This is a genomic window from Brevundimonas vesicularis NBRC 12165 (genome assembly GCF_001592205.1).
In the GTDB taxonomy this organism is placed as follows: Bacteria; Pseudomonadota; Alphaproteobacteria; order Caulobacterales; family Caulobacteraceae; genus Brevundimonas; species Brevundimonas vesicularis.
Genome location: NZ_BCWM01000024.1, coordinates 1 through 24266, shown reverse-complemented (window position 1 = coordinate 24266; position 24266 = coordinate 1). Strand labels below are relative to the sequence as shown.

Genomic DNA, 24266 nt, shown 5'->3' with positions numbered 1-24266 from the left:
AGCAGCGCTTCATCGGTCGTTAACCACGTTGCCGCATCTGTTGAGACCTGTTCCTGGGGTCTGATTTTTTGCGCAATCTCGTCGCCGCCGTCGAAGCGATCGATCCGCTGGTCGTGACCGGCAAGGTCGCGGGCGTGTCGGGCCTGCTGATCGAGTCGCGCGGCGGCCTGTCGCGCCTCGCCGTCGGCGCCCGGGCCGAGATCGGTCGACGCGGCCACGATCCCCTGCCCGCCGAGGTCGTCGGCTTTCGCGATTCCAAGGCCCTCCTGATGCCCTTCGGTCCGGTCGAGGGCGTGGCCCCCGGCGCCGACATCCGCATCATCGACCAGGCCGCCAGCGTGCGCCCGACGACCGCTTGGCTGGGCCGCATCATCGACGCCTTCGGCCAGCCGATCGACGGCAAGGGGCCGCTGCCCCAAGGCCCCGCCCCCTACCCCTTGCGCGCCCCGCCCCCGCCCGCCCATTCGCGCGGCCGGGTCGGCGAGCGGCTGGACCTGGGCGTGCGGGCCATGGACGTCTTCACCACCACCTGCCGGGGCCAGCGCCTGGGCATCTTCGCCGGGTCGGGCGTGGGCAAGTCGGTGCTGCTGTCCATGCTGGCCAAGGAGGCGACCTGCGACGCCGTGGTCGTCGGCCTGATCGGCGAACGAGGCCGCGAGGTGCGCGAGTTCGTGGAAGAGACCCTGGGCGAAGAGGGGCTGAAACGCGCCGTCGTCGTGGTCGCCACCTCGGACGAGCCAGCTCTGAAGCGCCGTCAGTCGGCCTATATGACCATGGCCATCGCCGAGTATCTGCGCGACCAGGACCTTGAAGTCCTGTGTCTGATGGACAGCGTCACCCGCTTCGCGATGGCCCAGCGCGAGATCGGGCTGGCCGCCGGCGAGCCCCCGACGACCAAGGGCTACACCCCCACCGTCTTCACCGAACTGCCCAAGCTGCTGGAGCGCGCTGGTCCCGGCCCGATCCGACCCGACGGCACGACGGCGGCGCCGATCACCGCCCTTTTCACCGTGCTGGTGGACGGCGGCGACCATGACGAGCCGATCGCCGACGCCGTACGCGGTATTCTGGACGGTCACATCGTCATGGATCGCAAGATCGCCGAGCGTGGGCGCTTCCCCGCCATCGACGTGTTGAAGTCCGTCAGCCGCACCTTGCCCGGCTGTCAGACCCCGCCCGAGCGCGAGTTGAACAAGCGCGCCCGCCAGTGCCTGAGCGCCTATGCCAATATGGAAGAGCTGATCAAGATCGGCGCCTACCGCACCGGCGCCGACCCCATCGTGGACCGGGCCATCGCGCTGAACCCGGCCCTCGAAGATTTTCTGGGACAGGACAAGGACGATGCGACGCGTCTTTCCGATTCCTTTACCCGGCTGGAAGCAATCCTGAACCAAGGCATGATCAGGGAGTGATGATTTAGATGACCGCTTGGGCCCAATCCCTGATCCGCATCTCCAACTATGAGGTCGAGACCCTGCAGAAGCGTCTGGCCGAGATCGCCGAGCGCCGCGCCGGCGCCGAACTTCGCATCGCCGTGCTGGACGCCGAGGCCGAGGGCGAACGCAACCGCGCCCGCATGGACGCCGAGGCCGGCATGATGCTGGGCGCCTATCTGAACGGCTGGAAATCAAGGAAGGCCGCCGCCGAAGGCGACCTGTCGGTGCTGGACGCCGAGGAAGCCGGCGCCCGCGACGCCCTGACCGGCGCCTTCGAAGAGCTGAAGAAGTTCGAACACGTCGCCGAGACCACCCGCCTGAACCAGCTGATCGCCCTCGCCAAGCGCGAAACCGCCGCCTTCGACGAGCTGGGCCTGCGGAAGCGTGCGGTCTGACGACCCGCAGCCTTCTAGGTCTGCCTTCGCTGGAGGGAGACGCATGACGCCCACCCGCCGCGCTATCCTCGCCGTCCCGTTCGCGCTCGCCGCCTGCGACCGCTTCGCCTCGGCGGAGCCGTCGCCGCCCAACGTCCCCCCGCTGAAGTCCATCGCCCCCGCCCCCTTCGGCACGGCGATCAAGGCCAGCCAGATCGACGACCCGGACTGGATCGCGCTGGCCCGCGCCAACGTCTCCCAACTCACGCCTGAGTGGGAGATGAAGATGGAGTACATCCTGGCCGACGGCCTGGACCGCCCCAACTTCGACCGGTCGGACCGCATCGCCGCCTTCGCCCGGGCTGAGGGCATGGCGATGCACGGCCACACCCTGATCTGGTACGTGCAGGGCAAGGAGGCGTTCGCCGGCCTGTCGGGCGCCGCCTTCGACCGCGCCTTCGACGGCTATATCGCCACGGTCGCCGGCCGCTATCGCGGCAAGATCCGCAGCTGGGACGTGGTCAATGAGCCGATCCTGGACGACGGCTCGGGCATGCGCGACTGTCACTGGTCGGCGCGATACGGCCACGACGGCTATATCCTGCGCGCCTTCGAAAAGGCCAGGATCGCGGATCCTGACGCCGTCCTGTTCCTCAACGAATACAATCAGGAAAGCGTGCCGGCCAAGGGCGCGCAGTTCCTGAAACTGGTCGAGCGGCTGCTGAAGGCCGGCTGTCCGCTGCAAGGCCTGGGCCTGCAATCCCACCTGTGGATCGACATCCCCGAGGGCGTCATCGCCGCCTATATGCGCGAGATCAGCCAGTTCGGCCTGCCGATCCATGTGTCCGAGCTGGACTGCACCCTGCGCACCGAAAACCGGCTGGACCTCCGCAGCCAGGCCGACCGGATCGCGGCCCAGGGCGCGCGCGTCACCGAACTGGCCTCGGCCTTTGCGGCCCTGCCCAGGGCTCAGCAGTTCGCCTTCACCGTCTGGGGCCTGCGCGACACCGACAGCTGGTATCGCCAGGGCGACAAGGACGATGGCCGCGACAAGCCCCTGCCCTTCGACAGCTTCGGCCGCCCGAATCCGATGGCGGCCGCCCTCGCGGCAGGCTTCAAGACCCCGGCCTGACGACAGGCCTCTGAATACGGAGACGCCCGGCCGTCTTGCGACAGCCGGGCGTTCCTGTGCGAACCGGAGGGGGCGGCCGGTTTACTTCTTCTTGGCGGTCGCGGCGGCCGGCGCCTGGACCGAGGTCTGGGCCTGGGCTTGATGACCCCGGCGATGCGCACGCGGGGCGCGGGCCGTCGGCGCGGGCGTCGTCGCCGAAGCGGTCGCGGCCGGACGAGCGGTCATGGCGGTCGAGGGCGCCGGAGTCGTGCCGGCGAAGGCGGCGCCGCTGGTCAGGGCGACGAAGGCGACGGCCGAAACGGCGGCGGCGGTGCGGAAGGATTTCATGTCGATGTCTTTCGTTTGAAGGTCGAAGTCTCAGGCGTGTCGGGGGTCCTGCCGGCCGGGGACGGCGGCAGGACCAGCAAGGCGTCGGGCCTTACTTCTTCTTGGCGGGCGTCACGGCGCGGTGGGTGCGGGCGTGGCTGACCCGATGATGCGCACGGGCGGAGGCGGCGGGGCGGGCATGAGCGCCCGACGACGGGGCCGAAGGGGTGCCGGCGAAGGCTGCGCCGCTGGTCAGGATCACCAGTGCGGCGGCGCCGAAAGCGGCGGTTGAACGGAAGGACTTCATGGCGGGTCTTTCTGTGTGTTTGGCGTCCGGCCTCGTGTCGGACAGTCACTGTTTCGGACCCGCGTCCGGCCGGTTCGGGGCCGGTCGATGTCGCCGCGTATCGTCGGCGAAGAGAATTGTGTCCGACTGTATCCGCCGCGCTTTGGCCATGAGACAGGACGACAGATCGCGCTTCTTCCCGCTCGCCGAACGCCAATGTCCCAGACCTCCGCCGCCCCCGTCCTTCTGGTCGTCGACGACGACCGCGAGATCCGAAACCTGTTGTCCGACCATCTGGAACAGCACGGGTTTCGCACGGTGAAGGCCGCCGACGGCCGGGCCATGAAGGCGGCGCTGGAGGCCGGGCCGGTCGATCTGGTGGTGCTGGACCTGAACCTGCCGGACGAGGACGGCCTGTCGTTGTGTCGCGCCATCCGCGCGGCGTCCAAGACCCCCGTCATCATCCTGACGGCGCGGGGCGATCCCATCGACCGGATCGTGGGGCTGGAGATGGGCGCCGACGACTATATGGCCAAGCCGTTCGAGCCGCGCGAGCTGGTGGCCCGCATCCGCACCGTCCTGCGCCGCACGGGCGGCGAGGCGACGACGAACGAGGGTCGACACGCCGACTTCTCCGGCTGGTCGCTGGACATCGCCGCGCGGGCGCTGACCGCGCCGGACGGGCGGCTGGCCCCGCTGTCGGGCGCCGACTTCGACCTGCTGCACGCCCTGGTCAGGAACGGCGGCAAGCCCCTGTCGCGCGAGCGGATCCGCGCCCTGTCCACGGTCGCCGACGCCGACGACCGCGCCATCGACCTGAGGGTCAGCCGCCTGCGCCAGAAGCTGGGCGACGACGCCAAGGCCCCGGCCCTGATCCGGACGGTGCGCAGCCTGGGCTATATGCTGGCGGGGCCTGTGACATGGCGCGCGTGAGCACCCGCCACGGCCGGGCCGAGGCCGAAACCACGCGGCTGTTCCTTCTGCTGCTGGTCGGCGCCCTGCTGGCGGCGGGCGTGACCTTCGCCGCCCTGGGCCTCAATCATCGTCACCGCCTGTCGCAGGCCCATGACTTCACCACCGCCGAAAGGATCGTGGATCTGGCCGGCTCCAGCGACGATCCCGCCGCCGGCCTGACCGACGGCCTGCCCGATGCGGCCGGTCAGAGGCTGGGCGCGCCCGATCCGTCCCTGACCCATGCGGTCGCCGAGGCCCTGAAACGGCGGGGCGTGGATGGGGTTTCGGTCAAGGCGTTCGAGGCCTCGGCCGGGGCGTGCGGCGCGGCGACCGATCGTCTGAGATGCCGCATCCTGGTCCTGCGGCCGGTCAATGGCGCGCCGGTTCCGGTGGCGATCAGCCTGCCGCCCGCCCCGCGCCCCTGGACGCTCAGCCGCGAGGCCGCCGCCCTGCTGTTTGCCGGGCTCGCCGCCGTGCTGCTGACCGGCTGGATGGCGTCGCGTCTGGCCGCCGGGCCGCTGAACCGCCTGTCCCAAGGCGCCGTCGCCCTCAGTCACGATCTGGACCGCCCGCCCTTGGTCGAGGAGGGCGCGCGCGAGGTCCGCGAGGCCGCCGCCGCCCTGAACGCCATGCAGACCCGGCTGAAGGCCCTGATCGAGGATCGCACGCGCGTGCTGGCCGCCGTCGCCCACGACCTGCAGACGCCCCTGACCCGGATGCGGCTGCGCGTCGAAAAGATCGAGGACGAGACGCTGCGCGCCCAGTTCATCAGCGACCTGGCCGGCATGCAGCATCTGGTCCGCGAAGGGTTGGACCTGGCCCGGATCGAAACCACGGTCGAGGCCGTGACCCCCGTCGATCTGGACGCGCTACTGTCCGCCATCTGCGAGGACGCGGCCGAGGCGGGCCAGCCGGTTGTCTTCACCCAAGGCTGCAACGCCGTCGTGCCGACCCGGCCCCAGGCCCTGCGCCGCTGCCTGACCAATCTGGTCGACAACGCCGTCCGCCACGGCGGCGATGCGGCCGTCTGCGCCGTGCGCGACGACCATACGGTACGCCTGATCGTGCGCGACCACGGTCCCGGCGTGGCGCCCGACCAGTTGGAGAAACTGTTCGAGCCCTTCTACCGCCTCGATCCGTCCCGCTCGCGCGACAGCGGCGGCTCCGGCCTGGGCCTGACCATCGCGCGCCGCATGGCCGAACGCGCCGGCGCCCATTTGACGCTCGCCAACGCCGACGGCGGCGGGCTGGAGGCGACCCTGACCTTTCCACAGCCCTGACAAAAAGGGACGCGGCGCCTGCATCCAAACGCCGCTCTCGCCGCCTCTCTCTGAAAGCGTTAGCGTGACGCGTTCAGGAGACCGCCCCTTGCCTCATTCGTCCCTCGCCCGCCGTCGTCCGGCCATTCTGCTGCTGGCCGCCAGCGCCCTGGCCCTCACGCTCAGCCCGCTGGCCAGCCGCCCGGCCGCCGCCCAGGATGCGGCGCGCATGGATCAGGTGATCCGCGCCTCCAGCGACGCCGACGCCTTCTCCGGCGCGGTCCTGGTCGCCCGCGACGGTCGCATCCTTCTGGATCAGGGCTACGGCCTGGCCAATCGCGAGTGGAACATCCCCAACGACGGTGATGTGAAGTTCCGCCTGGGCTCGCTGTCGAAACAGTTCACCGCCGTCGCGGTCATGCTGCTGAACCAGCAGGGCAAGCTGGATCTGGATGCGCCGATCAAGACCTGGCTGCCCGACGCCCCGGCCGCCTGGGACACGATCACCCCGCGCCATCTGCTCAGCCACACGGCGGGCGTGCCCAACTTCACCGCCTTTTCCGATTTCGAGGCCCAGAAAACCCGGCCCGCGACGCTGCCGCAGTTGATCGCCCGGTTCCGCGACCGGCCGCTGGATTTCGCGCCGGGCTCCCGGTTCGCCTATTCCAACTCGGGCTATGTGCTGCTCAGCGCCATCATCGAGGCGGCCAGCGGCCAGACCTACGCCGATTTCGTCACTGCCAATCTGTTCCAGCCGCTGGGCATGAGCGACAGCGGTTACGACCGCCACGACGTGATCCTGCCCCGCCGGGCCTCGGGCTATGCGCCGGGCGCCGACGGCGTCGTCAACGCCGACTATGTGGACATGACCATCCCGACCGGGGCCGGCGCCCTGTATTCGACCACCCACGACCTGCTGAAGTGGGAACAGGGCCTGTTCAGCGGCCGACTGCTGAACGCCCAGTCGATGACCGCCCTGACCACGCCGGTCCGCAACGGCTACGCCATGGGGCTGATGGTGTCCGAGGCCGACGGCAAGCGTCTGGTCTGGCACAACGGCGCCATCGAGGGCTTCAACACCTATATGGCCTATGATCCGGGCGACCGGACCGCCGTCATCGTCCTGGGCAATCTGAACGGCGAGGCGCCCGACAAACTGGGCGCGGCTTTGGTCACCCTGGCGCGCGGCGGGACCGTGACCCTGCCCAGCGAACGCCGCGCCGTCGCCCTCTCGCCCGACGTGCTGAAGGCTTATGAGGGGGTCTATAATCTGGCCCCGACCTTCGCCCTGACGATCTCGGTCGTGGACGGCAAGCTGATGGCCCAGGCCACCGGCCAGCCCGCCTTCGAACTGACGGCGGAGGCTGAAGACGCCTTCTACCTGACCGCCGTCGACGCCCAGATCACCTTCACCCGCAACGCCGACGGCGCCGTCGATGGGCTGATCCTGCACCAGGGCGGCCGCGACATGCCGGCCAAGCGTCAGTAGGCTCCCAACGCAAAACGCCCGCCGTCACCGGCGGGCGTTTCGAACTGGTGGATCGAAGGTCGATCAGGCGGCGACGGTGACGACGCCCTCGGCCGGGTCGCGCAGGACATAGCCGCGTCCCCAGACGGTTTCGATATAGTGTTTGCCGTCGGCGGCGGTGGCCAGCTTCTTGCGCAGCTTGCAGATGAAGACGTCGATGATCTTCAGCTCGGGCTCGTCCATGCCGCCGTACAGGTGGTTCAGGAACATTTCCTTGGTCAGGGTGGTGCCCTTGCGGAGCGAGAGCAGCTCCAGCATCTGGTATTCCTTGCCCGTCAGGTGGACACGGTGACCGTTCACCTCGACCGTCTTGGCGTCCAGGTTCACGGCGATCTCGCCGGTGTGGATGATCGCCTGGGCGTGACCCTTGGAGCGGCGGACCACGGCGTGGGTGCGCGCGATTAGCTCGTCCTTGTGGAAGGGCTTGGTCATATAGTCGTCGGCGCCGCCGCCGAAGGTCTTGACCTTGGTTTCGATCTCGTGGCTGCCCGACAGGATCATGACCGGGGTGTTGACCTTGCCGACGCGCAGCTGGCGCAGCACTTCCAGGCCGCTCATGTCCGGCAGGTTCAGGTCAAGAAGAATGAGGTCGTAGTCATAGATCTTGCCCAGATCGATGCCTTCCTCGCCCAGGTCCGTCGTATAGACGTTGAAGCCTTCCGACTTCAGCATCAGTTCGATGCTTTGGGCGGTTGCGTGATCGTCTTCAATCAACAGGACGCGCATACGTGCCCCTCCAGGCAAAAGCTTTGCGGTAACCACCCTGACACACGGCCGGGTAACCTTGTTCGCAAGTTAAGACGTGAAAACCTTAAGAAGGGTTAACGCCATCCAATTGAGGCGAATCTAGGCTGATTTGCGAATCGGCGTCGAGGGGCTGGAGTCAACGATTCGAAATTTATTAACCATGTTCAACCTGCGCCCCCGTGTTTCGGCCGACATACCGCCCGTCCTCTCACCTCCCTCACGCACGACGTGCTGCCCGCAACCTCAAGGCGGTTAAGCCGCCACGACCGATTTTGGCGCACAGTAGGATGATATTCCTATCGCGACGTCGCGGCCACCTATGATGCCGGCGTCGAGAGTTCGTGAGAGGGAAACGTTTCGTGCTGGAGGAATACAGGGTGCCGGTCACCGAGGAGGATCAGGTCAAGGCCGGGCTGGCCATTCATCTGATCGCGGCGCGCACCGGCGCCCATCCGTCGCAGATGACCGGTCGGGGCCGGATGAACCCGCGCGCGGCCCGCCCGCGCTGGCTGGCCATGTACCTATCGCACGTCGCCTATGGCTGGACGATGGAGCGGGTCGGCCACGTCTTCGGCGTCAATCGCGCCAGCGTCGGCGCCGCCTGCCGCTGGGTCGAGGACGAGCGCGAACAGCGCAGCCTCGACGAGCTGATGAACGACCTCGAAGGCTGCATTCAGGGTCTGTATCAGTCGCCCCGCCTGGAGCTGCCGCAATGAGCCGGCTTCTGGAACGCGCGCGCGATCTGATGGCCAAGCCCGGCGCCTGGCTGTCGGCCGAGGGCGGGGCCTATGCCTTGCGCTTGTCGCCCGATCGCCGCAGCCGCATCAGCCTGACCCTGACCGAGACCGAGTTTCGCGCCCTGATCGACCAGCCCGGCCTGCGCGTGCGGCCAGGCGGCGGCTGGTCGGGACGCGCCCAGCCGGACCCGACGCCATCCCCTGCCCCCGGCCGTCCCGGCTTCGTGGCGGGCCAGCGCGACCTGATGCAGCCGGATGGCCGCATGGTCCGCGCGCGGGCCAATCTGGGCGAAAGCCCCATCGCCTGGCTGGCGCGGCGCAAGGATGCGTCCGGCCGCCCCTGGCTGACCCCGGCCGAGACCGCCGCCGGCGAACGGCTGCGGCGCGAGGCGGAACAGGCGACGAAGGGCGCGTCGGTCACCATGCGCTGGGACGCCCTGCCGACCTCCGGCTCGGGAACCGCCGCGCGGATGGAGCCGACCGACCGCGCCCTGTCCGCCGCCCGCCGCGTCGAACAGGCGCTGACCGCCGTCGGCCCGCGCCTTCGCCCCATCCTCACCTGCATCTGCATCCACGGCGACAGCCTGCAACTGGCCGAAACGGGCCTCGGCCTACGCCGCCGCCAGGGCAAGACCGTCCTGAAACAGGCGCTGCAGGCCCTGGCGGATCACTATGGGATCGGGTGAGGTTCACAGATCGCACTGAATTTTTACTGCGGGAAACGGACGCGGCAAATGTCGGCTTTGGGTGGGAAGGCGACATTGGCGTCTTGCGGGGTTAGACTTCAAATATGTCGACATCCGCAGCCGGTCTCGCTCGCCTGATAGCCGGTGAGCTATCAGTCCTCACAGAGGACAGCGTTAAGCTGGCCGTTCTTAACGGGCTTGTCGATCCGCGCCCGATCACCCTCGACTGGGAATACGGAACCCCCGACCAGCAGTTTGAGGGTTGGGTCGTGTTCGACCACGAAGCGCAGTCAGATACCCTGATCGTCTACTGCGAGCACGGGTTCGGCCCCCTGTCGCCTTGGGGCTTGGTGTTCGCCACCCCCCGTCAGGGAAGCCGGTCGATGGGGATGGACAGCGGATGGTTTCGTTCATTCATGGAGGCGTTCTGGGACTCCCACGCCGCCACACTGCTCGCCGAAAGCGGACAGGCTGAAAGTCGCTAACGGGTCGGACCACGACATCGGCACTAGGCCGGAAACCGGGCATTCGGCCCAAGGCCCGGAAGCAGACCTTCCGAACCACCGTGTGGGGTGGGAAGCGGACCTCGGCGACCCTTGCCGTGAGCGAACGTTCTAAACATCGGCTAGGGGTGGACAGCGTAAGTTACGCATCATTATCTTCAACGCAGGGTGGAGAGCCAATGGTTGATCTGCAGGAAGGTCGAGGACCTAAACCGAATGGCGTAGCGCGGGCCGTGACCTGGGGAGGGCTGGTGTTACTAGCCGCTCGATTGCCAGCGGAGATGCTTGGCGCCGCTCCCATAATACAGGACGCCCTCTTTCTCGTAGGCCTACTCGCTGTCTTCGGCGGCGTCGCTTGGCAGGAGCGATCAGCGCGCAAGGCGAAGCGCTAACGAACGTCAGCAACGGGTCGAAATCCGCAATGGCCATCGCGCCGGCAAGCAGACCTTCGCTTAGATTTCGCGATGCGCTGACAAGAGCACCCTCATTGCACCCTGTCATGCCCGATCAGATCAGGGCGATGGGGATCAGGATAGCCAGGAGGTAGATCAGCGCCCGGATCAGGGCCAGCACCGCGATGACGGCGCCGCGCCCCTTTGACACATTCAGCCGCCGGGCGAACCAGCGGGACTGCACGATGACGAACCAGGCCGCGCCGAGGATCATGATCGCAGCGCCGACCGCATTGGGCAGTTCGGGCCGCTGAAAGATGGTCCCGCCCGCCGAGACGAAGGCGGCGCAGACGGCGGCGAGATAGGATTGCGCATAGAAGGGCGCGCGCAGGGTTTCGCGGCTGATGCGCTTCTTCTCATGGCGCAGCAGGGTGACGGCGGCGACCAGCGGGATCAGGCTGAAGGCGAGCGAGCGGAACAGGACCAGGTTCTGCTGGGACGCATAGACCATGCGGCTGAGGTCGGTCGCCTCGGCCGGCGGCGGCACATGCAGCGCCATCGACAGCAGATTGGTCAGGACGATGGTGGCCAACAGGAACAGCGGCGGGCTGAGCGCGTCGTCGTAGCGACGCTCCTCGCTGTCGCTCTGCTCGCGGTCCGAATAGTCCATCGCCGCCAACGGTCCGCGCAGGATGCGCCACAGGGTCAGGGGATAAAAGACCAGCCAACTGACCGCCTCGAAGAGAAACTCCTCGAAACTGCGCAGGATCTTCAGCAGGTCCATTCGCGCCCCCGGTTACGACCCCGCGATCGTGGGTCGCCGGGCCGGCGGTTGCAACCCCCGACTACTGAACCGCCAGCGCCGCCTCGCGGATGCGGCCGACCATGCTGTTCAAGCCATTGGCGCGTTGGCGGGTCAGGGCCGAGGGCAGGCCCAGCCGATCCAGCGCCGCGCGGGCGTCGAAGGCGGCGATCTCCTGCGGCGTGCGGCCGGAATAGAGTTTCAGCAGCAGGGCGATATTGCCCTTGGACAGGGCGCTGTCGCTGTCGGCGGCGAACCACAGCCGCCCGTCGTCCTGCGTCGTCGCCAGCCAGACCTGGGCGGCGCAGCCCGGCACCTTGTTGGCCTCGATCCGGTCGGCCTCGTCCAGAGGAGCCAGCCCCTTGCCCAGTTCGATGACGTATTCGATCCGTTGCTCCCAATCGCCCAGCAGGTCGAAATCCTCGGCCAGTTCGGCCAGGGTCTGGTCCAGGGTGTCGGTCGGCGGCGTGCGGTCGGTCATGCGCCGCCAGATAGGCCGCGCGGCTGTTAACGACAACCGGCCGTTTTGTCCCCCGATATTCATGGTGAACGCCGCAATGGGGTTCGCCTCAGGGGGGAGCGGCCTCGCACCGACTCAGCCGCAGCCCTAGTCTGGGCGCAGACGAAAACCATGGCCCGCCCTTCTTGAAACCCGACGCCCACGCCAGATTCGAGGACGACCCGACGCACGACGCGGCGTTGGGCGCCCCGCTGGTCGCCTTATGGCATGCCATCTGGGCGGTGGCGGTGGCCCTGACGGCGCTGGCGGCCCAGATGATGGACGGGCTGAAGGACGCGCCACTGGCCGCCCTGCTGCTGATGGCCTTCCCCGGCGTGTTCGGCGTCGTGCTGATGGTGCGCGACAGCGTGGGGCTGCGGCTGGCGGTCATGGGCGGCTGGATCCTGGCCGCCACCGCCTCGGCCGGCCTGACCGGCGGCGTGACCGGCGCCCTGCCCGGCCTGATCCTGACGCCGCTGGCGGCGGGGATCGCCCTAGATCACGGCGTGCATCATGCCCGCGTCGGCGCCGATCGTCTGACCCGGATGGGCGCCTTTGCGGTGGCCCTGCCGCTGCTGGCGGGGCTGATCTCGACCTGGCTGAACGGGGCGGAGGCGCAAGGCCCCTTGCTGGCCGCCGTCTCGGGCCTGCTGGCCATGGGCGCGATCATCGCCGCCATGCGACTGACCTGGAGCGCGCGCCAGCGTCGCCTGGCCGAAGCCGAGGACGAGGCCGCCCGGATCGCCGCTTTGCTGGAGGATCAGCCGGCCCTGACCCTGCTGCTCGATCCGTCGGGCCGCGCGGTCGCGACCTGGGGAACGCCGCCGCCCGCCCTGTCGGTGCTGGCGCTGACCGAACAGGGCCTGATCTCGGCCGTGCATGCGCCAGACCGCCCGGCCGTGTCCGCAGCGTTGGCCCGCGCCCTGTCGGGCCAGTCGGTCGAGGTCCAGTTCACGCCGCGCATCGCCCTGGACCGCCGTGTCGTCATGATCTTGGGCCCGTTCCAGCACGAGACGGACCGCCCGCACCTGATCGCCCAGGCGTTCGACGGCACGGCCCAGTTCGCCCGCGAGCTGGGGCTGGAGACCGCCCGCGTGGAGGCCGAGGCCCAGTCGGCCGGCAAGACACGCTTCCTGGCCAATATGAGCCACGAGCTGCGTACCCCCCTGAACGCCGTGCTCGGCTTTGCGGACATCATGCGCCAGAAGCTGTTCGGCCCCCTGCCCGAACGCTACGCCGGATACGCCGACGCCATCCATCAGGCGGGCGGCCACCTGCTGGACCTGATCAACGACGTCCTGGACCTGTCCAAGATCGAGGCCGAACGCTACCAGCTGGCGATGGAGACCTTCGACGCCCGCGACGCCGTGTCCGCCGCCGTCGCCCTGGTCCGGCTTCAGGCCGACGACAAGGGGGTCGAGCTGGCCGCCGTCCTGCCGTCCGAGCCGATCAAGGTCCGCGCCGACGCCCGCGCCCTGAAGCAGATGGCGCTGAACCTGCTGTCCAATGCGGTCAAGTTCACGCCGGCGGGCGGCTCGGTCACCATCACCCTGGACGCCGACGGGTCGGACCTGGATTTGGCCGTCTCCGACACCGGCGTCGGCATCGCGCCGCAGGACCTGCAACGCCTGGGCCGCCCCTTCGAACAGGCCGGCGGCGCCGATCAGAAGGCGCAAGGGACCGGCCTGGGCCTGTCCCTTGTCCGCAGCCTGACCGAACTGCACGGCGGCCGCATGACCATCGACAGCACCCTGGGCGAAGGCGCGGCGGTGATGATCCGGCTGCCGGTGATGGTGACGGCAGGGTCGCTGGATCCGCAACCGAGCGAAGCGCCGCCTGCGACGGTTGAGGCCTGAGCGTCAGCTTAGGGTTGTGAGAAAACGCGCGTATCTCTAGCAATCTATGCAGAATGCCACTCTGTCTTGAGGCCCTGATATGCGCACAAAGCTGAAGCTTGCCATGCCGCTCGGCCTGACGGTGGGGCTGTTTGGACTGCTGTTGACGACTGCGCCAAGCCTGATCGGATCTGCCGCAACCCTGTTCGGTTGGGCGCGGTGCCCCGAGGAACTCAGCCTTGTCGTCGTCGCGCTCGGGCTGGTGCTGGCGCTGTTCGGCCTCGCCCTCACCCTGCGTGGCCTCCTGAAGGCGGCAAAAGCGGATACGTCCAGCGAAGCCGATCCGACGCGTCGCGCCCCCTAAACCTGCCCCATCGCCAGGAAGGCCCGGCCCGCCGCGAAGTCGCCGGCTTCGAAGGTGGAGCGGGCGATGCTGCCGTCGCGGAACAGGAACTCGACGGTGAAGACCTCGCGCGGGTCCAGGGCCGAGAGGGCGTCGGCGGCGGCGGCGGGGAACAGCCAGGCCTGACCGGCCGGGCGGCCTTCGGGCAACAGCATCGTATCGGCGCTGGTCACGCCGGCGGCCCAAAAGGCGCGGCGTTGCGCCGCCGGCGGCAGATCGTGCGACAGCCAAGGACGCGGCGCCACCGTGTGGTCGCGCATCACCACCCGCACCCCGGTCGGCCGCGAGCGCCCCTGCCAGGACACGACGGCGGCCAGTTGATCGGGCCGGTCCATGCCGCCCACCACGCCGAACCGCACGGGCGAGGCGCCGGTCACGGTCGCCTGCATCAGCCGCCAGGTTGGGCGCGCATAGGCCGCGCGGTCCGCGCTCCACTTTCGGCGATCGCCGGGAAACTCCATCCGCGACGTGCGCGACCAGCCGGAAAAGGCGGTCTGGACCCTACCCTGAACCGTCTTCAGATCGGGGGATCCGCACGGCGTCGTGTTCGCCCGCGCCCGCGCCCGCTGGGCCGTCTCGGCTAGTTGCCGGTCGTTGGATCCGGCGCGCAGGGCTGCGCCCCGCGCCTGATAGGCCGCAGCCGTCAGGGCGGCGGTCAGCTGCGGCTCGAACAAGCCGCAGCGGTCGTTGGCGGCCAGCACGAAGCTGCGCTCATAGAAGCGGTCTTGCGGCGCGGCGAAGGCCGCGACGGGTGTCGCGGCGATCAGCACGGCCGACAGGAAACCTCTGGCTTGCCGGGGGGAAAGGCCTATCCTCATGCCCCGACCCTAGCGCGCCAGGGTTGGGGTTCCGTGTTCGAGCAGGGTTAGCGAGTTGCTTCTTTCCAGCGAGCTGTGGGTCAGCGCCCTGATCCGCCGCGCCCAGATCGAGGGCGCCTATGCGACCGTGGTCAAAAAGGGCGACGCCCGCGCCGGCTCGGTCATCGTCAAGGCCTACGACACCTCCACCCGCACCGCCCGCCTGTTCACCGAAGCCTTCGGCACCGACGGCGACCGCCTGTGGATCCAGCCCGTCACGTCCGACAGCGAAAGCGAACTGGACGCCTATATCGCCCGCCAGCGGGGGTATGACCCGGACCTGTGGGTGGTCGAGATCGAGGACCGCCAAGGCCGGCACTTCATCACGGAGACGGTGCAGGGGTAGATGCGCCGTTCGTCGTTCCAAGAAGCGAACTTGAGCCCTAGCATTCCCGGTGAACCCGTCTGGCTTCGACCCCAGGGAGAGCCTGTGGCTGACGCAAGCAAGACCGGAACGGATTGGAAGGACGACGAGCTCGACGCCATCGTCGCTGACTATTTCTCCATGCTTGCCCTCGACGCGGCGGGCGAGCCGTTCGTCAAAGCGCATCGCGCTCGTGCACTGATGGAGCGAACCGGCCGAAGTCACCGCTCGGTCGAGTTCAAGCACATGAACATTTCGGCCGTCGCAGCCGAGCTGGGCTTGCCCCATGTGCGCGGTTACCGCCCCATGGCCAACTACCAAGCCGCCATCTTCGACGCCATCGACCGCCACCTAGACGCCCATCCCGAAATCCTAAATGACAATGCTTTTTCTTTCCTCCCCGTTGTGCAGACATGGGGCGGTGGATCGGCGCTCTTTCGCGCCGAGACGGAGGGAACGACTGGGTCTGAGCGAGGCGTCGCCGAATCCGCGTCAAGGTTTGACGACGCAGGTGCAAGCCATCTGCCCCTCACCCTCACCGAAAGCCCTCCCCCCGGCCCGGCCCGCACCCCGCGCCCGGAAGGGCTCGCCCGCCTCGTCCGCAAGTACGACCCAGCAGCCCGCGATCACCGGAACCGGTCCCTCGGCTTGCTGGGCGAAGAGCGCGTCTTCCATCACGAGCGCGCGCGTCTCATCGCGCACGACCGCCCCGACCTCGCGCGTCGCATCGAATGGACCAGCCAAGAACGCGGCGACGGCGCCGGCTATGGCATCCGTAGTTTCGACCCTACCGGCGCCGAGCGCCTGATCGAGGTGAAGGCCACCCGAGGTGGCCGCACGACGCCCTTTTACCTGACCCGCACCGAGCGCGAGGTTTCGCAGGAACGCCCCGACCACTGGCGGCTCTACCGCCTCCACGACCTTTCAGCCGCGGCAGGGCTCTTCATCCTGCCGCCGCCGCTGGAAGCGTCGGTCACGTTAGAGGCCGAGGCTTGGAAAGCCCACTTCTGACCGGTCAAGGTTCGAACCGGATCAGGTCATACTTCTCCGCGAAGCACGCCACGAACGCCGCCGGGTCTTCTTCATTCCGCCAAGCGCACGCCAGCTGATCCTCGCCAATCCCTGCGTCGGCCACTGATAAACGCCAGTCGCGCAGCAACAGCCGATCCACCGTCTGAACCCACTGCGCGCGATCCATCACTCGACCTCGCCCGAAGGCCCCTTTAGCGCCTTGGCTTTGGCCCGTTCCAACTGACCGATACTGGTTTCCGGCGTCGGCAGACGCTCGGGCATCACGCCGCCCAATTCCGAGATGGTCTGGCGCACCTTCTTGCCGACGGCGTGGTGGATGTCGTTGGCCTGCGCCTTGGTGCTCGCCCCGTCTCGCCTCAGCTTGTCCTCGGCCTGAGTGGCGCGGAACAGGTTCGCGGCAAGTTCCGTCGAACCCATGTGATCCAGTATCTTCTGGCTCTTCTTCAGCCCCTTTAGCGCGTGGATGTCTCGCATGGTCCGGCCGCCATAAAGGCCGCGATAGCCGTGGTCCTGAAACACCGCATAATCCAGTCCGGTCTCAACCCCCGCCTGCCTCGCGGCGGAGGCCAGCGCGGTATTGTGTTGCGCCATCTCGCGCCTCAGCATCAATCGCTTGTCGTCCTCCGACAGGCCGCCAAACGCTGGGTCGTCCGCAATCTCCTGACGCCGCGTCTGGACGGCGAAATAGGTCTGCCCCACCGCGATCACAGGCTTGGACGGGTCACCGTTCTGGACGATCAGGTAACAGGCGTAACGAGACAACCGCACATCGGCGACCTCGCGTTGCGCGCCAGAGCCCAGATCGACCATTTTGGTGACGTCACCGAAATGGTCCGCCGGATCGAGCCCCGCCGCAGCCGCCGACACACGCGCCTTCTCAATCACGGACAGGAAGTTGCGGTAATCCTGATAGCCGAGAACGGGGGCAAGCTGCCTCGCCAGCCAATACTCAACCCCTTCGTCCTCATGGCGAATGGACTCGAACGACTGGCGATGCGGAGGAGCGATGTCGGTCATCTGGTGACTATCACGCCAACAGAACAAAAAGGCAACTCGGTTGTCGGTATGCTAGCGCTCCCCCGGTCGGCCCCTCAATCCTCGTCCATCTTCAGGGCGGCGATGAAGGCTTCCTGCGGGATTTCGACCTTGCCGAACTGGCGCATGCGCTTCTTGCCGGCCTTCTGCTTTTCCAAGAGCTTCTTCTTGCGGGTGGCGTCGCCGCCGTAGCATTTCGAGGTCACGTCCTTGCGCAGGGCGCGGACGGTCTCGCGGGCGATGATCTTGCCGCCGATGGCCGCCTGGATCGGGATCTGGAACAGGTGGGGCGGGATCAGTTCCTTCATCTTCTCGACCATGCCCCGGCCGCGCGTCTCGGCGCGGGCGCGGTGGACCAGCATGGACAGGGCGTCGACCGGCTCGGCGTTGACCAGGATGGACATCTTCACCAGGTCGCCGACCTTGTATTCGGTGATCTCGTAGTCGAACGAGGCATAGCCTTTCGAGATCGACTTCAGCCGGTCGTAGAAGTCGAACACCACCTCGTTCAGCGGCAGCTCATAGACCACCATGGCGCGGTTGCCGACGTAGGACAGTTCGATCTGCTGGCCGCGACGGTCCTGGCACAGCTTGATGACGCCGCCGAGGTATTCGTCCGGCGTCAGGATGGTGGCCTTGATCCAGGGCTCGGCGATGGTCTCGATCTGCATCACGTCGGGCAGGTCGGCCGGGTTGTGCAGGTCCATTTCGGAGCCGTCGCGCAGGCCGATCTTGTAGACGACGGACGGCGCCGTGGCGATCAGGTCGAGGTTGAACTCGCGGCTCAGGCGCTCCTGGATGATCTCCAGGTGCAGCAAACCCAAAAAGCCGCAGCGGAAGCCGAAGCCCAGCGCCGCCGAGCTTTCCATCTCATAGGTGAAGGAGGCGTCGTTCAGGCGCAGCTTGCCGATCGCGGCGCGCAGGTCCTCGAAGTCGGCGGCGTCCACCGGGAACAGGCCGCAGAAGACGACCGACTGGACTTCCTTGAACCCCTTCAGCGGCTCGGCGGTCGGCTTCTTCTCGTCAGTGATGGTGTCGCCGACGGCGGCGTGGGCCACTTCCTTGATCTGGGCGGTGATGAAGCCGACCTCGCCGGGGCCGAGCTGATCCACGGGCGTGTTCTTGGGCAGGAAGACGCCGACCCGGTCGATCAGGTGGGTCGAGCCGTTGCGCATCATCTTGACCCGCATGCCGGTCTTCAGCACGCCGTCGAAGACCCGCACCAGCACGACGACGCCGAGGTATGGGTCGTACCAGGCGTCGACCAGCATGGCCTTCAGCGGCGCATTCACATCGCCCTTGGGCGCCGGCAGCTTGGTGACGATAGCCTCCAGCACCTCCTCGATGCCGATGCCGGACTTGGCGCTGGCCAGGACGGCTTCGGAGGCGTCGATGCCGATCACGTCCTCGATCTGGGCGCGCACGCGGTCCGGCTCGGCGGCCGGCAGATCGACCTTGTTCAGGACCGGGACGATCTCGTGGTTGTTGTCGATGGCCTGATAGACATTGGCCAGGGTCTGAGCCTCGACCCCTTGCGAGGCGTCCACGACCAGCAGCGAGCCTTCGCAGGCGGCTAGGGACCGGCTGACCTCATAGGCGAAGTCCACGTGGCCCGGCGTGTCCATCAGGTTCAGGATATAGTCCTGCCCGTCCTTGGCCCGATAGGTCAGGCGTACGGTCTGGGCCTTGATGGTGATGCCCCGTTCCTTCTCGATCTCCATATTGTCGAGCACCTGCTCGGACATCTCGCGCGCGGTCAGGCCGCCGGTATGCTGGATCAGGCGGTCGGACAGGGTCGACTTGCCATGGTCGATGTGCGCGACCACGCTGAAGTTGCGAATGTTCGAGATCGGGGGAGTCGTCATCCGCGCGCCCCTATCACGCGCGGGCGCCGGGGACCAGACGCGGCACGATCCGCCGCCAGCACGGCCGCGTATTACAGCTTGGCAATGATGGCGTTTGTCTTTGAGCGCGGCCCTTGGACGCTATAAGGGAAACAGCCATCGCCTGATCGCTCTTCAAGGACGTTTTTCCGTGCTCCAGACGACCCGACCCACACTTCTGGCCGGTGCGGCCGTTCTGGCCGTCCTGGTGCTGGCCGGCTGCGGCGGCGGAGACGACAAGAAGGCCGACGGCAAGGAGGCGGCCGGCGCGCGCCAGACCGTGACCGCCGCGACCGTGACCCAGATCAACCTGGCCCGCACCGTCAACGCCTCGGGCTCCGTCTCCGCCTGGGAAGAGGTGCCGGTGGCGGCCGAGACCGGCGGACTGACCGCCGTCGCCGTCTATGTGGACGAAGGCTCCTACGTGCGTCAGGGCCAGCCACTAGTGCAGATGAACGACGTCCTGCTGCGCGCCCAGTTGCGCCAGCAGCAGGCCCAGGTGCAGCTGGCCGAGGCCAATGTGGCGCGCGACAACGCGGCGCTTGATCGCGCGCAGCAGCTGAAGGAACGCGGCTTCCTCAGCCAGGCGTCGCTGGATACGGCCCTGGCGAACCAGCGCAGCTCGAACGCCAATCTTGCCGCCGCCCGCGCGGCCCTCAGCCAGACCCAGACCCAGTTGTCGCAGGCGACCATCCGCGCGCCGGTCAGCGGCCTGATCATCAGCCGCAGCGTCACCAAGGGCCAGATCATCGCCGCCGGGACCGAGCTGTTCCGCATGGTGCGCGACGGCCGGCTTGAGCTGGACGCCCAAGTGCCGGAGACCGAACTGTCGCTGGTCCGCGCCGGTCAGTCCGCGATCGTGACCTCCAGCGAGGCCGGCCAGACCACCGGCTCGGTCCGCATCGTCACGCCCGAGGTCAATGCGCAGACCCGCCTGGGCCTGGCCCGCATCTCCCTGGCGCCCGGCGCCCAGCTGCGGCCCGGCATGTTCGCCCGCGCCGAAATCGCCGTCGGCGATCAGCCCGCCCTGGTCGTGCCGGCCTCGGCGGTCGTCTATCGCGAGGCCAAGGCCGGGGTCTATGTCGTGGGTCAGGGCGATGTCGTCCGCTTCGTCCCGGTCACGACCGGCGTTCGCAGCGGCGACCGCGTCGCGGTCACGGGAGTCCAGGCCGGTCAGCGCGTCGTGGTCCAGGGCGCAGGCTTCCTGGGCGAAGGCGACCATGTGACGGTGGCCCCGGCGACCGCGGCGCCCCAGCCGGCGACGCCCGCCGCCCCTGCCCCCGCCGCTGCAGCCGCGCGCTAGGATCGGACCGATGGGCTTTCAGAACATCTCGTCCTGGTCGATCAGGAACCCGATCCCCATCGTCCTGCTGTTCGTCGTCCTGACGATCGCGGGGACGATGAGCTATTTCAAGCTCAGGACAAACAACTTCCCCGACGTGGATCTGCCGGTCGTCGCCGTCACGGTGGTCCAGGCCGGCGCCGCCCCGACCGAGATGGAGACGCAGGTCACCCGCCTGGTCGAGGATGCGGTGGCGGGCCTGGGCTCGGTCAAGCACATCACCTCGGTCGTCAACGAGGGGGTGTCGACCACCTCCATCGAATTCCAGCTGGGCGTGAACCTGGAGAAGGTCACCAACGACGTCCGCAACGCCGTCAGCGGCATCCGCCAGAACCTGCCCGCCGACGTGCAGGAACCGATCGTCCAGCGCATCGAATTCACCGCCATCCCCTTCGCCAACTATGTGGTGCGGGCCCCGGGCATGAGCCCCGAGGAGCTGAGCTGGTTCGTCGACAACACCGTGGCCAAACGCCTGCTGTCGGTGCGCGGCGTCAGCCAGATCAGCCGTGACGGCGGCGTCAGCCGTGAAATCCGCATCAAGCTGGACCCCGCGCGGCTCGCCGCCTCGGGCGTGACGGCCGCCCAGGTGTCGAACCAGCTGCGCGCCTCCAACATCAACCTGCCGGGCGGCCGCGGCGAGATCGCGGGCGAGGAGCAGGCCATCCGCACCGTCGGTTCGGCCAAGTCGGTCGAACAGCTCCGCGAGACCCTGATCCCCATCGGCAGCCGCAGCGTGCGCCTGGGCGACCTGGGCCAGATCACCGACGAATGGTCCGAGCCGCGCGGCCGCGCCCGCTTCAACGGCCAGGAAGTCGTCGGCTTCGGCGTCTCGCGCGCCATCGGCTCGTCCGAGGTGGACGTCTATGACCGCGTCAAGGCCGAGATCGAGAAGCTGGACCAGGAACGCGGCGACGTCGCTATCGAGGAGGTGGCCAACACCACCGAGGACGTCGTCAACAACTTCCACGCCTCTGTCGAGACCCTGGTGCTGGGCGCCCTCCTGGCGATCGCGGTCGTCTTTATCTTCCTGCGGGACTGGCGCGCGACCCTGATCGCGGCGGTGGCCATGCCGCTGTCGCTGATCCCGACCTTCTGGGTGATGGACCTGACGAACCAGTCGCTGAACGTCGTGACGCTGCTGGCCCTGTCGCTGACCATCGGCATCCTCGTGGACGACGCCATCGTGGAGATCGAGAACATCGTCCGCCACATCCGAGACGGCAAGGCCCCCTACCCCGCCGCCATCGAGGCGGCCGACGAAATCGGCCTGGCGGTCATGGCGACGACGGCGACCCTGATTGCCGTGTTCGCCCCCACCGGCTTCATGCCCGGCGTCGTGGGTCAGTTCTTCAAGAGCTTCGCCATCGCCACCTGCGTCAGCGTTCTGTTCTCGCTGCTCGTGGCGCGAACCCTGACGCCCCTGATGGGCGCCTATTTGCTGAAGCGCGACCAGGGCAAGGAGCACAAGGAGCCGTTTTGGATGGGGCCCTATCTGAAGGCCCTGAACTGGGCGCTGGGCGACGACTGGCGCAAGCGCCGGGCCGACCACCATCCGCGCGCCAGCTGGTTCCGCCGCAAGGTCGCAGACCGGATGTTCGATCACCGGCTTTGGGTGCTGGGGATGGGGATCCTGTTCTTCTTCCTGTCGATCTTCATGGCGACGAAGCTGCCGGGCGAGTTCATTCCGGTCGAAGACATCTCGCGCTCCACCGTGACGGTGCAGTTGCCGCCGGGCGCGACCCTGGCGGAGACGGATTCCGCCGTGCAGCGCATCAACCGCGAACTGATGAAACGGCCCGAGGTCGCGTCGGTCTATTCGTCCGTCGGTTCGGCGACGACCAGCTTCGGCCCCGGCGGCGGTGGATCGGCCGGCGAGGTGCGCAGCGCGAACCTGACCGTCAATCTGGTCGGGCGCTGGGATCGCAAGCTGAACCAGCAGGAGTTCGAGCGCGACATGGGACCGGTGCTGCGCCAGATCCCCGGCGCGCGGATTCAGTTCGGCGCCTCGGGCGGCGGCGGCGGGTCCAGCCTTCTGACCATCGCCCTGGTCGGGGACGAAGCGAACGTGCTTGAGCCCGCGGCCGCCAAGGTCGAGCGCGAGATGCGCAGCATTCCCGGCCTGTCCAATGTGGTGTCCTCGGCCTCGCTCGTGCGGCCGGAAATCCTGGTCACGCCGCGCGCCGATGTCGCCGCCCTGCAAGGGGTGTCGACCCAGGACATCAGCCAGGTGGCGCGCGTCGCCACCCTGGGCGACGCCGATCAGCTTTTGCCCAAGTTCAACCTGGGCGACCGCCAGGTGCCGATCCGCGTCATGCTGACGGAACAGGCGCGTTCGGATCTGGGCGTGCTGGAGAACCTTCAGGTGCCCACGGCATCGGGCGCGACGGTGCCCCTGTCGGCGGTGGCGGACATCACCTTCGGCGCAGGCCCCAACCAGATCAATCGTCTGGACCGACTGCGGGTCGCCAACATCACCGCCGAACTGACCGGCCTGACCCTGAGCCAGGGGACGCAGGCGGTGAACGATCTGTCGGCGATCAAGTCGCTGCCGCAGGGGGTCAGCCAGAAGCCATCGGGGGACGCCGAAAGCTTCCAGGAACTGGGCATGGGCTTCGCCTTCGCCATCGTGACCGGCATCCTGCTGATGTATGTCGTGCTGGTCCTGCTGTTCAAAAGCTTCTTCCACCCGATCACCATCCTGGCGGCGCTTCCGGTATCGTTCGGCGGGGCCTTCTTCCTGCTGCTGGTGACGGGCAAGTCGCTGTCCATGCCGGCCCTGATCGGCATCATCATGCTGACCGGGATCGCGGCGAAGAACTCCATCCTGCTGGTCGACTACGCCATCATGGCGATCGACAAGGGGATGAACCGCCACGACGCCCTGATGGACGCGGCCCACAAGCGGGCGCGGCCGATCATCATGACGACCATGGCGATGGGGCTGGGGATGCTGCCGATCGCGGCGGCGTTCGGCGAAGGCACCGCCTTCCGCTCGCCCATGGCCATCGCGGTCATCGGGGGGCTGATTACCTCGACCGCCCTGTCGCTGCTGTTCGTGCCGGTGGTGTTCAGCCTGATCGACGGGGTCAAGCGCCGCCTGGAAGGCCGACTTGACAAGATGTTCCACGGCCAGCACGGACATGAGGAGCCGGCGGCGACAGAGGATCGTCGGGCCTGATCCCCCCACGATGAGTGACCGACAAAGGCCCGGCGGAGCGATCCGACCGGGCTTTTTTTTCGACAGCGTAGAACTGGGCACGTTCAAACGGGCAGCTTCTCGTTGACGTCCGGGAAATCGCGTCCGGCTGTAGCGACCCTTATGTGCCATTTCGGCACCCGCGAAGCTTCGAACAGCACAGACCGGTGTTGCGCGAATGCCGTTCGCGTCCTACAGCCGAATGGTTAATCGACGTTAGCCAAGTCATTGATTCGTCCCGGTCTGGGACGGCACGCATCTTGGATAGCGAAGGTTGGCAGGGCGGGTGAAAGACCCGGTCTGGTCAATGCTGGGGGGAGCTTGGAGGCCAAGCGACCGCTGAACACACAACGGCGAAAATCATTCGCTTGGAGAGAATACGCATGAAACTCGCTTCCCTTATGGCTGGCGCTGCGGCGCTGGCGCTCGTCGCCGCTCCGGCGATGGCCGGAACTGTCAATCAAGGCGCTGCTGTCGGCGGCTTCTCGAAGGGCATGTACGGCGCGTACACGTCGGCCAACGGCACGACCGACATGAACTTCATCGACTTCGTCAAGACCAATGGCCTCGGCGGTCAAGACAGCGGCATCTCGGTCTTCACCGCGACCGGCAGCTCGGCTGCCAACAATGGCACGGCGTCGAACAATGATGGCGCGACGTTCACCCTGAAGGGCGCTG

The 24266-nt window shown here is 67.7% G+C and carries 25 protein-coding genes; 16 read left to right on the top strand and 9 right to left on the bottom strand.

Annotation, left to right across the window (positions count from 1 at the left end; all coding sequences use genetic code 11):
- Positions 1-68: 68 nt before the first annotated feature.
- The 3 genes from fliI to BVE01S_RS15415 are packed head-to-tail and all read left to right on the top strand — an operon-like array spanning position 69 to position 2942.
- Entirely contained in the window at positions 69-1412 is a 1344-nt protein-coding gene (fliI, locus tag BVE01S_RS15425; RefSeq protein WP_066552424.1) for a flagellar protein export ATPase FliI, read from the top strand.
- Positions 1413-1420: 8 nt separating this feature from the next.
- Positions 1421-1831, top strand: a complete 411-nt coding sequence (locus BVE01S_RS15420) for a flagellar export protein FliJ (RefSeq protein ID WP_055803572.1) — start codon at positions 1421-1423, stop codon at positions 1829-1831.
- Positions 1832-1874: 43 nt separating this feature from the next.
- Entirely contained in the window at positions 1875-2942 is a 1068-nt protein-coding gene (locus tag BVE01S_RS15415) for an endo-1,4-beta-xylanase (RefSeq protein WP_066629446.1), read from the top strand.
- A gap of 81 nt (positions 2943-3023) precedes the next feature.
- Here BVE01S_RS15415 and BVE01S_RS16925 read toward each other — a convergent pair whose 3' ends face one another.
- Together BVE01S_RS16925 and BVE01S_RS15405 are read right to left on the bottom strand one after the other, a co-directional pair.
- Positions 3024-3269: a hypothetical protein gene (locus BVE01S_RS16925; protein WP_066629443.1), complete on the bottom strand. Its 246-nt coding sequence runs from the start codon at positions 3267-3269 to the stop codon at positions 3024-3026.
- Positions 3270-3360: 91 nt separating this feature from the next.
- Positions 3361-3555, bottom strand: coding sequence for a hypothetical protein (locus BVE01S_RS15405; protein ID WP_017505846.1), 195 nt, complete (start codon positions 3553-3555; stop codon positions 3361-3363).
- A gap of 195 nt (positions 3556-3750) precedes the next feature.
- On the opposite strand from BVE01S_RS15405, the gene BVE01S_RS15400 reads away from it, so the two are divergent.
- The 3 genes from BVE01S_RS15400 to BVE01S_RS15390 all read left to right on the top strand — a co-directional run bounded on the left by BVE01S_RS15400 (position 3751) and on the right by BVE01S_RS15390 (position 7236).
- Positions 3751-4467: a response regulator gene (locus BVE01S_RS15400; RefSeq protein WP_066629441.1), complete on the top strand. Its 717-nt coding sequence runs from the start codon at positions 3751-3753 to the stop codon at positions 4465-4467.
- The gene (locus tag BVE01S_RS15395) at positions 4455-5768 is read left to right on the top strand and encodes a sensor histidine kinase (RefSeq protein WP_066629439.1); all 1314 of its coding nucleotides are present in this window, start codon (positions 4455-4457) and stop codon (positions 5766-5768) included. Before BVE01S_RS15400 ends, BVE01S_RS15395 begins: the two co-directional genes overlap by 13 nt.
- An 88-nt stretch (positions 5769-5856) precedes the next feature.
- Positions 5857-7236, top strand: a complete 1380-nt coding sequence (locus BVE01S_RS15390; protein WP_066629437.1) for a serine hydrolase — start codon at positions 5857-5859, stop codon at positions 7234-7236.
- Positions 7237-7299: 63 nt separating this feature from the next.
- Here the strand turns inward: BVE01S_RS15390 and ctrA are convergent, their stop codons facing one another.
- The gene (ctrA, locus tag BVE01S_RS15385; RefSeq protein ID WP_017505852.1) at positions 7300-8001 is read right to left on the bottom strand and encodes a response regulator transcription factor CtrA; all 702 of its coding nucleotides are present in this window, start codon (positions 7999-8001) and stop codon (positions 7300-7302) included.
- A gap of 362 nt (positions 8002-8363) precedes the next feature.
- Here ctrA and BVE01S_RS15380 point away from each other — a divergent pair, with 362 nt between their 5' ends.
- From BVE01S_RS15380 to BVE01S_RS15370, 3 genes are all read left to right on the top strand, one after another.
- Entirely contained in the window at positions 8364-8738 is a 375-nt protein-coding gene (locus tag BVE01S_RS15380; protein ID WP_240612055.1) for a chromosomal replication initiator DnaA, read from the top strand.
- A complete protein-coding gene (locus tag BVE01S_RS15375) occupies positions 8735-9445 on the top strand; it encodes a DUF6456 domain-containing protein (protein ID WP_066629435.1) in 711 nt (236 codons plus the stop codon). Before BVE01S_RS15380 ends, BVE01S_RS15375 begins: the two co-directional genes overlap by 4 nt.
- Before the next feature lie 104 nt (positions 9446-9549).
- Positions 9550-9930, top strand: coding sequence for a hypothetical protein (locus BVE01S_RS15370; RefSeq protein WP_066629433.1), 381 nt, complete (start codon positions 9550-9552; stop codon positions 9928-9930).
- A gap of 525 nt (positions 9931-10455) precedes the next feature.
- Here the strand turns inward: BVE01S_RS15370 and BVE01S_RS15365 are convergent.
- The gene (locus BVE01S_RS15365) at positions 10456-11124 is read right to left on the bottom strand and encodes a hypothetical protein (protein WP_066629430.1); all 669 of its coding nucleotides are present in this window, start codon (positions 11122-11124) and stop codon (positions 10456-10458) included.
- A gap of 61 nt (positions 11125-11185) precedes the next feature.
- Positions 11186-11623 (bottom strand): SufE family protein, encoded by a 438-nt coding sequence (locus BVE01S_RS15360; RefSeq protein WP_066629427.1) that lies wholly within the window; start codon positions 11621-11623, stop codon positions 11186-11188.
- A 164-nt stretch (positions 11624-11787) separates the two neighbouring features.
- Here BVE01S_RS15360 and BVE01S_RS15355 point away from each other — a divergent pair, with 164 nt between their 5' ends.
- Both BVE01S_RS15355 and BVE01S_RS15350 read left to right on the top strand, forming a co-directional pair.
- Positions 11788-13497, top strand: a complete 1710-nt coding sequence (locus BVE01S_RS15355) for a sensor histidine kinase (protein WP_066629424.1) — start codon at positions 11788-11790, stop codon at positions 13495-13497.
- A gap of 79 nt (positions 13498-13576) precedes the next feature.
- Positions 13577-13840 (top strand): hypothetical protein, encoded by a 264-nt coding sequence (locus BVE01S_RS15350; protein WP_066629421.1) that lies wholly within the window; start codon positions 13577-13579, stop codon positions 13838-13840.
- On the opposite strand, the gene BVE01S_RS15345 is transcribed toward BVE01S_RS15350, so the two are convergent.
- A complete protein-coding gene (locus tag BVE01S_RS15345) occupies positions 13837-14697 on the bottom strand; it encodes a hypothetical protein (RefSeq protein WP_066629418.1) in 861 nt (286 codons plus the stop codon). The two genes, BVE01S_RS15350 and BVE01S_RS15345, sit on opposite strands and share 4 nt — an antisense overlap.
- A gap of 55 nt (positions 14698-14752) precedes the next feature.
- On the opposite strand from BVE01S_RS15345, the gene BVE01S_RS15340 reads away from it, so the two are divergent.
- Complete coding sequence (locus tag BVE01S_RS15340) at positions 14753-15082, top strand: DUF1491 family protein (RefSeq protein ID WP_066629415.1); 330 nt, start codon at positions 14753-14755, stop codon at positions 15080-15082.
- A gap of 84 nt (positions 15083-15166) precedes the next feature.
- Entirely contained in the window at positions 15167-16111 is a 945-nt protein-coding gene (locus BVE01S_RS15335) for a protein NO VEIN domain-containing protein (protein ID WP_066629413.1), read from the top strand.
- A gap of 4 nt (positions 16112-16115) precedes the next feature.
- Here the strand turns inward: BVE01S_RS15335 and BVE01S_RS15330 are convergent, their stop codons facing one another.
- The 3 genes from BVE01S_RS15330 to lepA all read right to left on the bottom strand — a co-directional run bounded on the left by BVE01S_RS15330 (position 16116) and on the right by lepA (position 19032).
- The gene (locus BVE01S_RS15330) at positions 16116-16298 is read right to left on the bottom strand and encodes a hypothetical protein (RefSeq protein WP_066629411.1); all 183 of its coding nucleotides are present in this window, start codon (positions 16296-16298) and stop codon (positions 16116-16118) included.
- Positions 16298-17149, bottom strand: coding sequence for a DNA damage-inducible protein D (gene dinD / locus BVE01S_RS15325; protein ID WP_066629405.1), 852 nt, complete (start codon positions 17147-17149; stop codon positions 16298-16300). Before dinD ends, BVE01S_RS15330 begins: the two co-directional genes overlap by 1 nt.
- 74 nt (positions 17150-17223) lie before the next feature.
- Positions 17224-19032 (bottom strand): translation elongation factor 4, encoded by a 1809-nt coding sequence (gene lepA / locus BVE01S_RS15320; protein ID WP_055754055.1) that lies wholly within the window; start codon positions 19030-19032, stop codon positions 17224-17226.
- 169 nt (positions 19033-19201) lie between these two features.
- Between lepA and BVE01S_RS15315 the strand changes: the two genes are divergently transcribed.
- The 3 genes from BVE01S_RS15315 to BVE01S_RS15305 form a co-directional block, all read left to right on the top strand.
- On the top strand, positions 19202-20353 hold the full coding sequence (locus tag BVE01S_RS15315) for an efflux RND transporter periplasmic adaptor subunit (RefSeq protein ID WP_066629510.1): 1152 nt from the start codon (positions 19202-19204) through the stop codon (positions 20351-20353).
- A 10-nt stretch (positions 20354-20363) separates the two neighbouring features.
- Entirely contained in the window at positions 20364-23570 is a 3207-nt protein-coding gene (locus BVE01S_RS15310) for an efflux RND transporter permease subunit (RefSeq protein ID WP_066629403.1), read from the top strand.
- A gap of 401 nt (positions 23571-23971) precedes the next feature.
- Positions 23972-24266: hypothetical protein (locus BVE01S_RS15305; RefSeq protein WP_218015935.1), on the top strand; the 295-nt coding region annotated here is incomplete at its 3' end.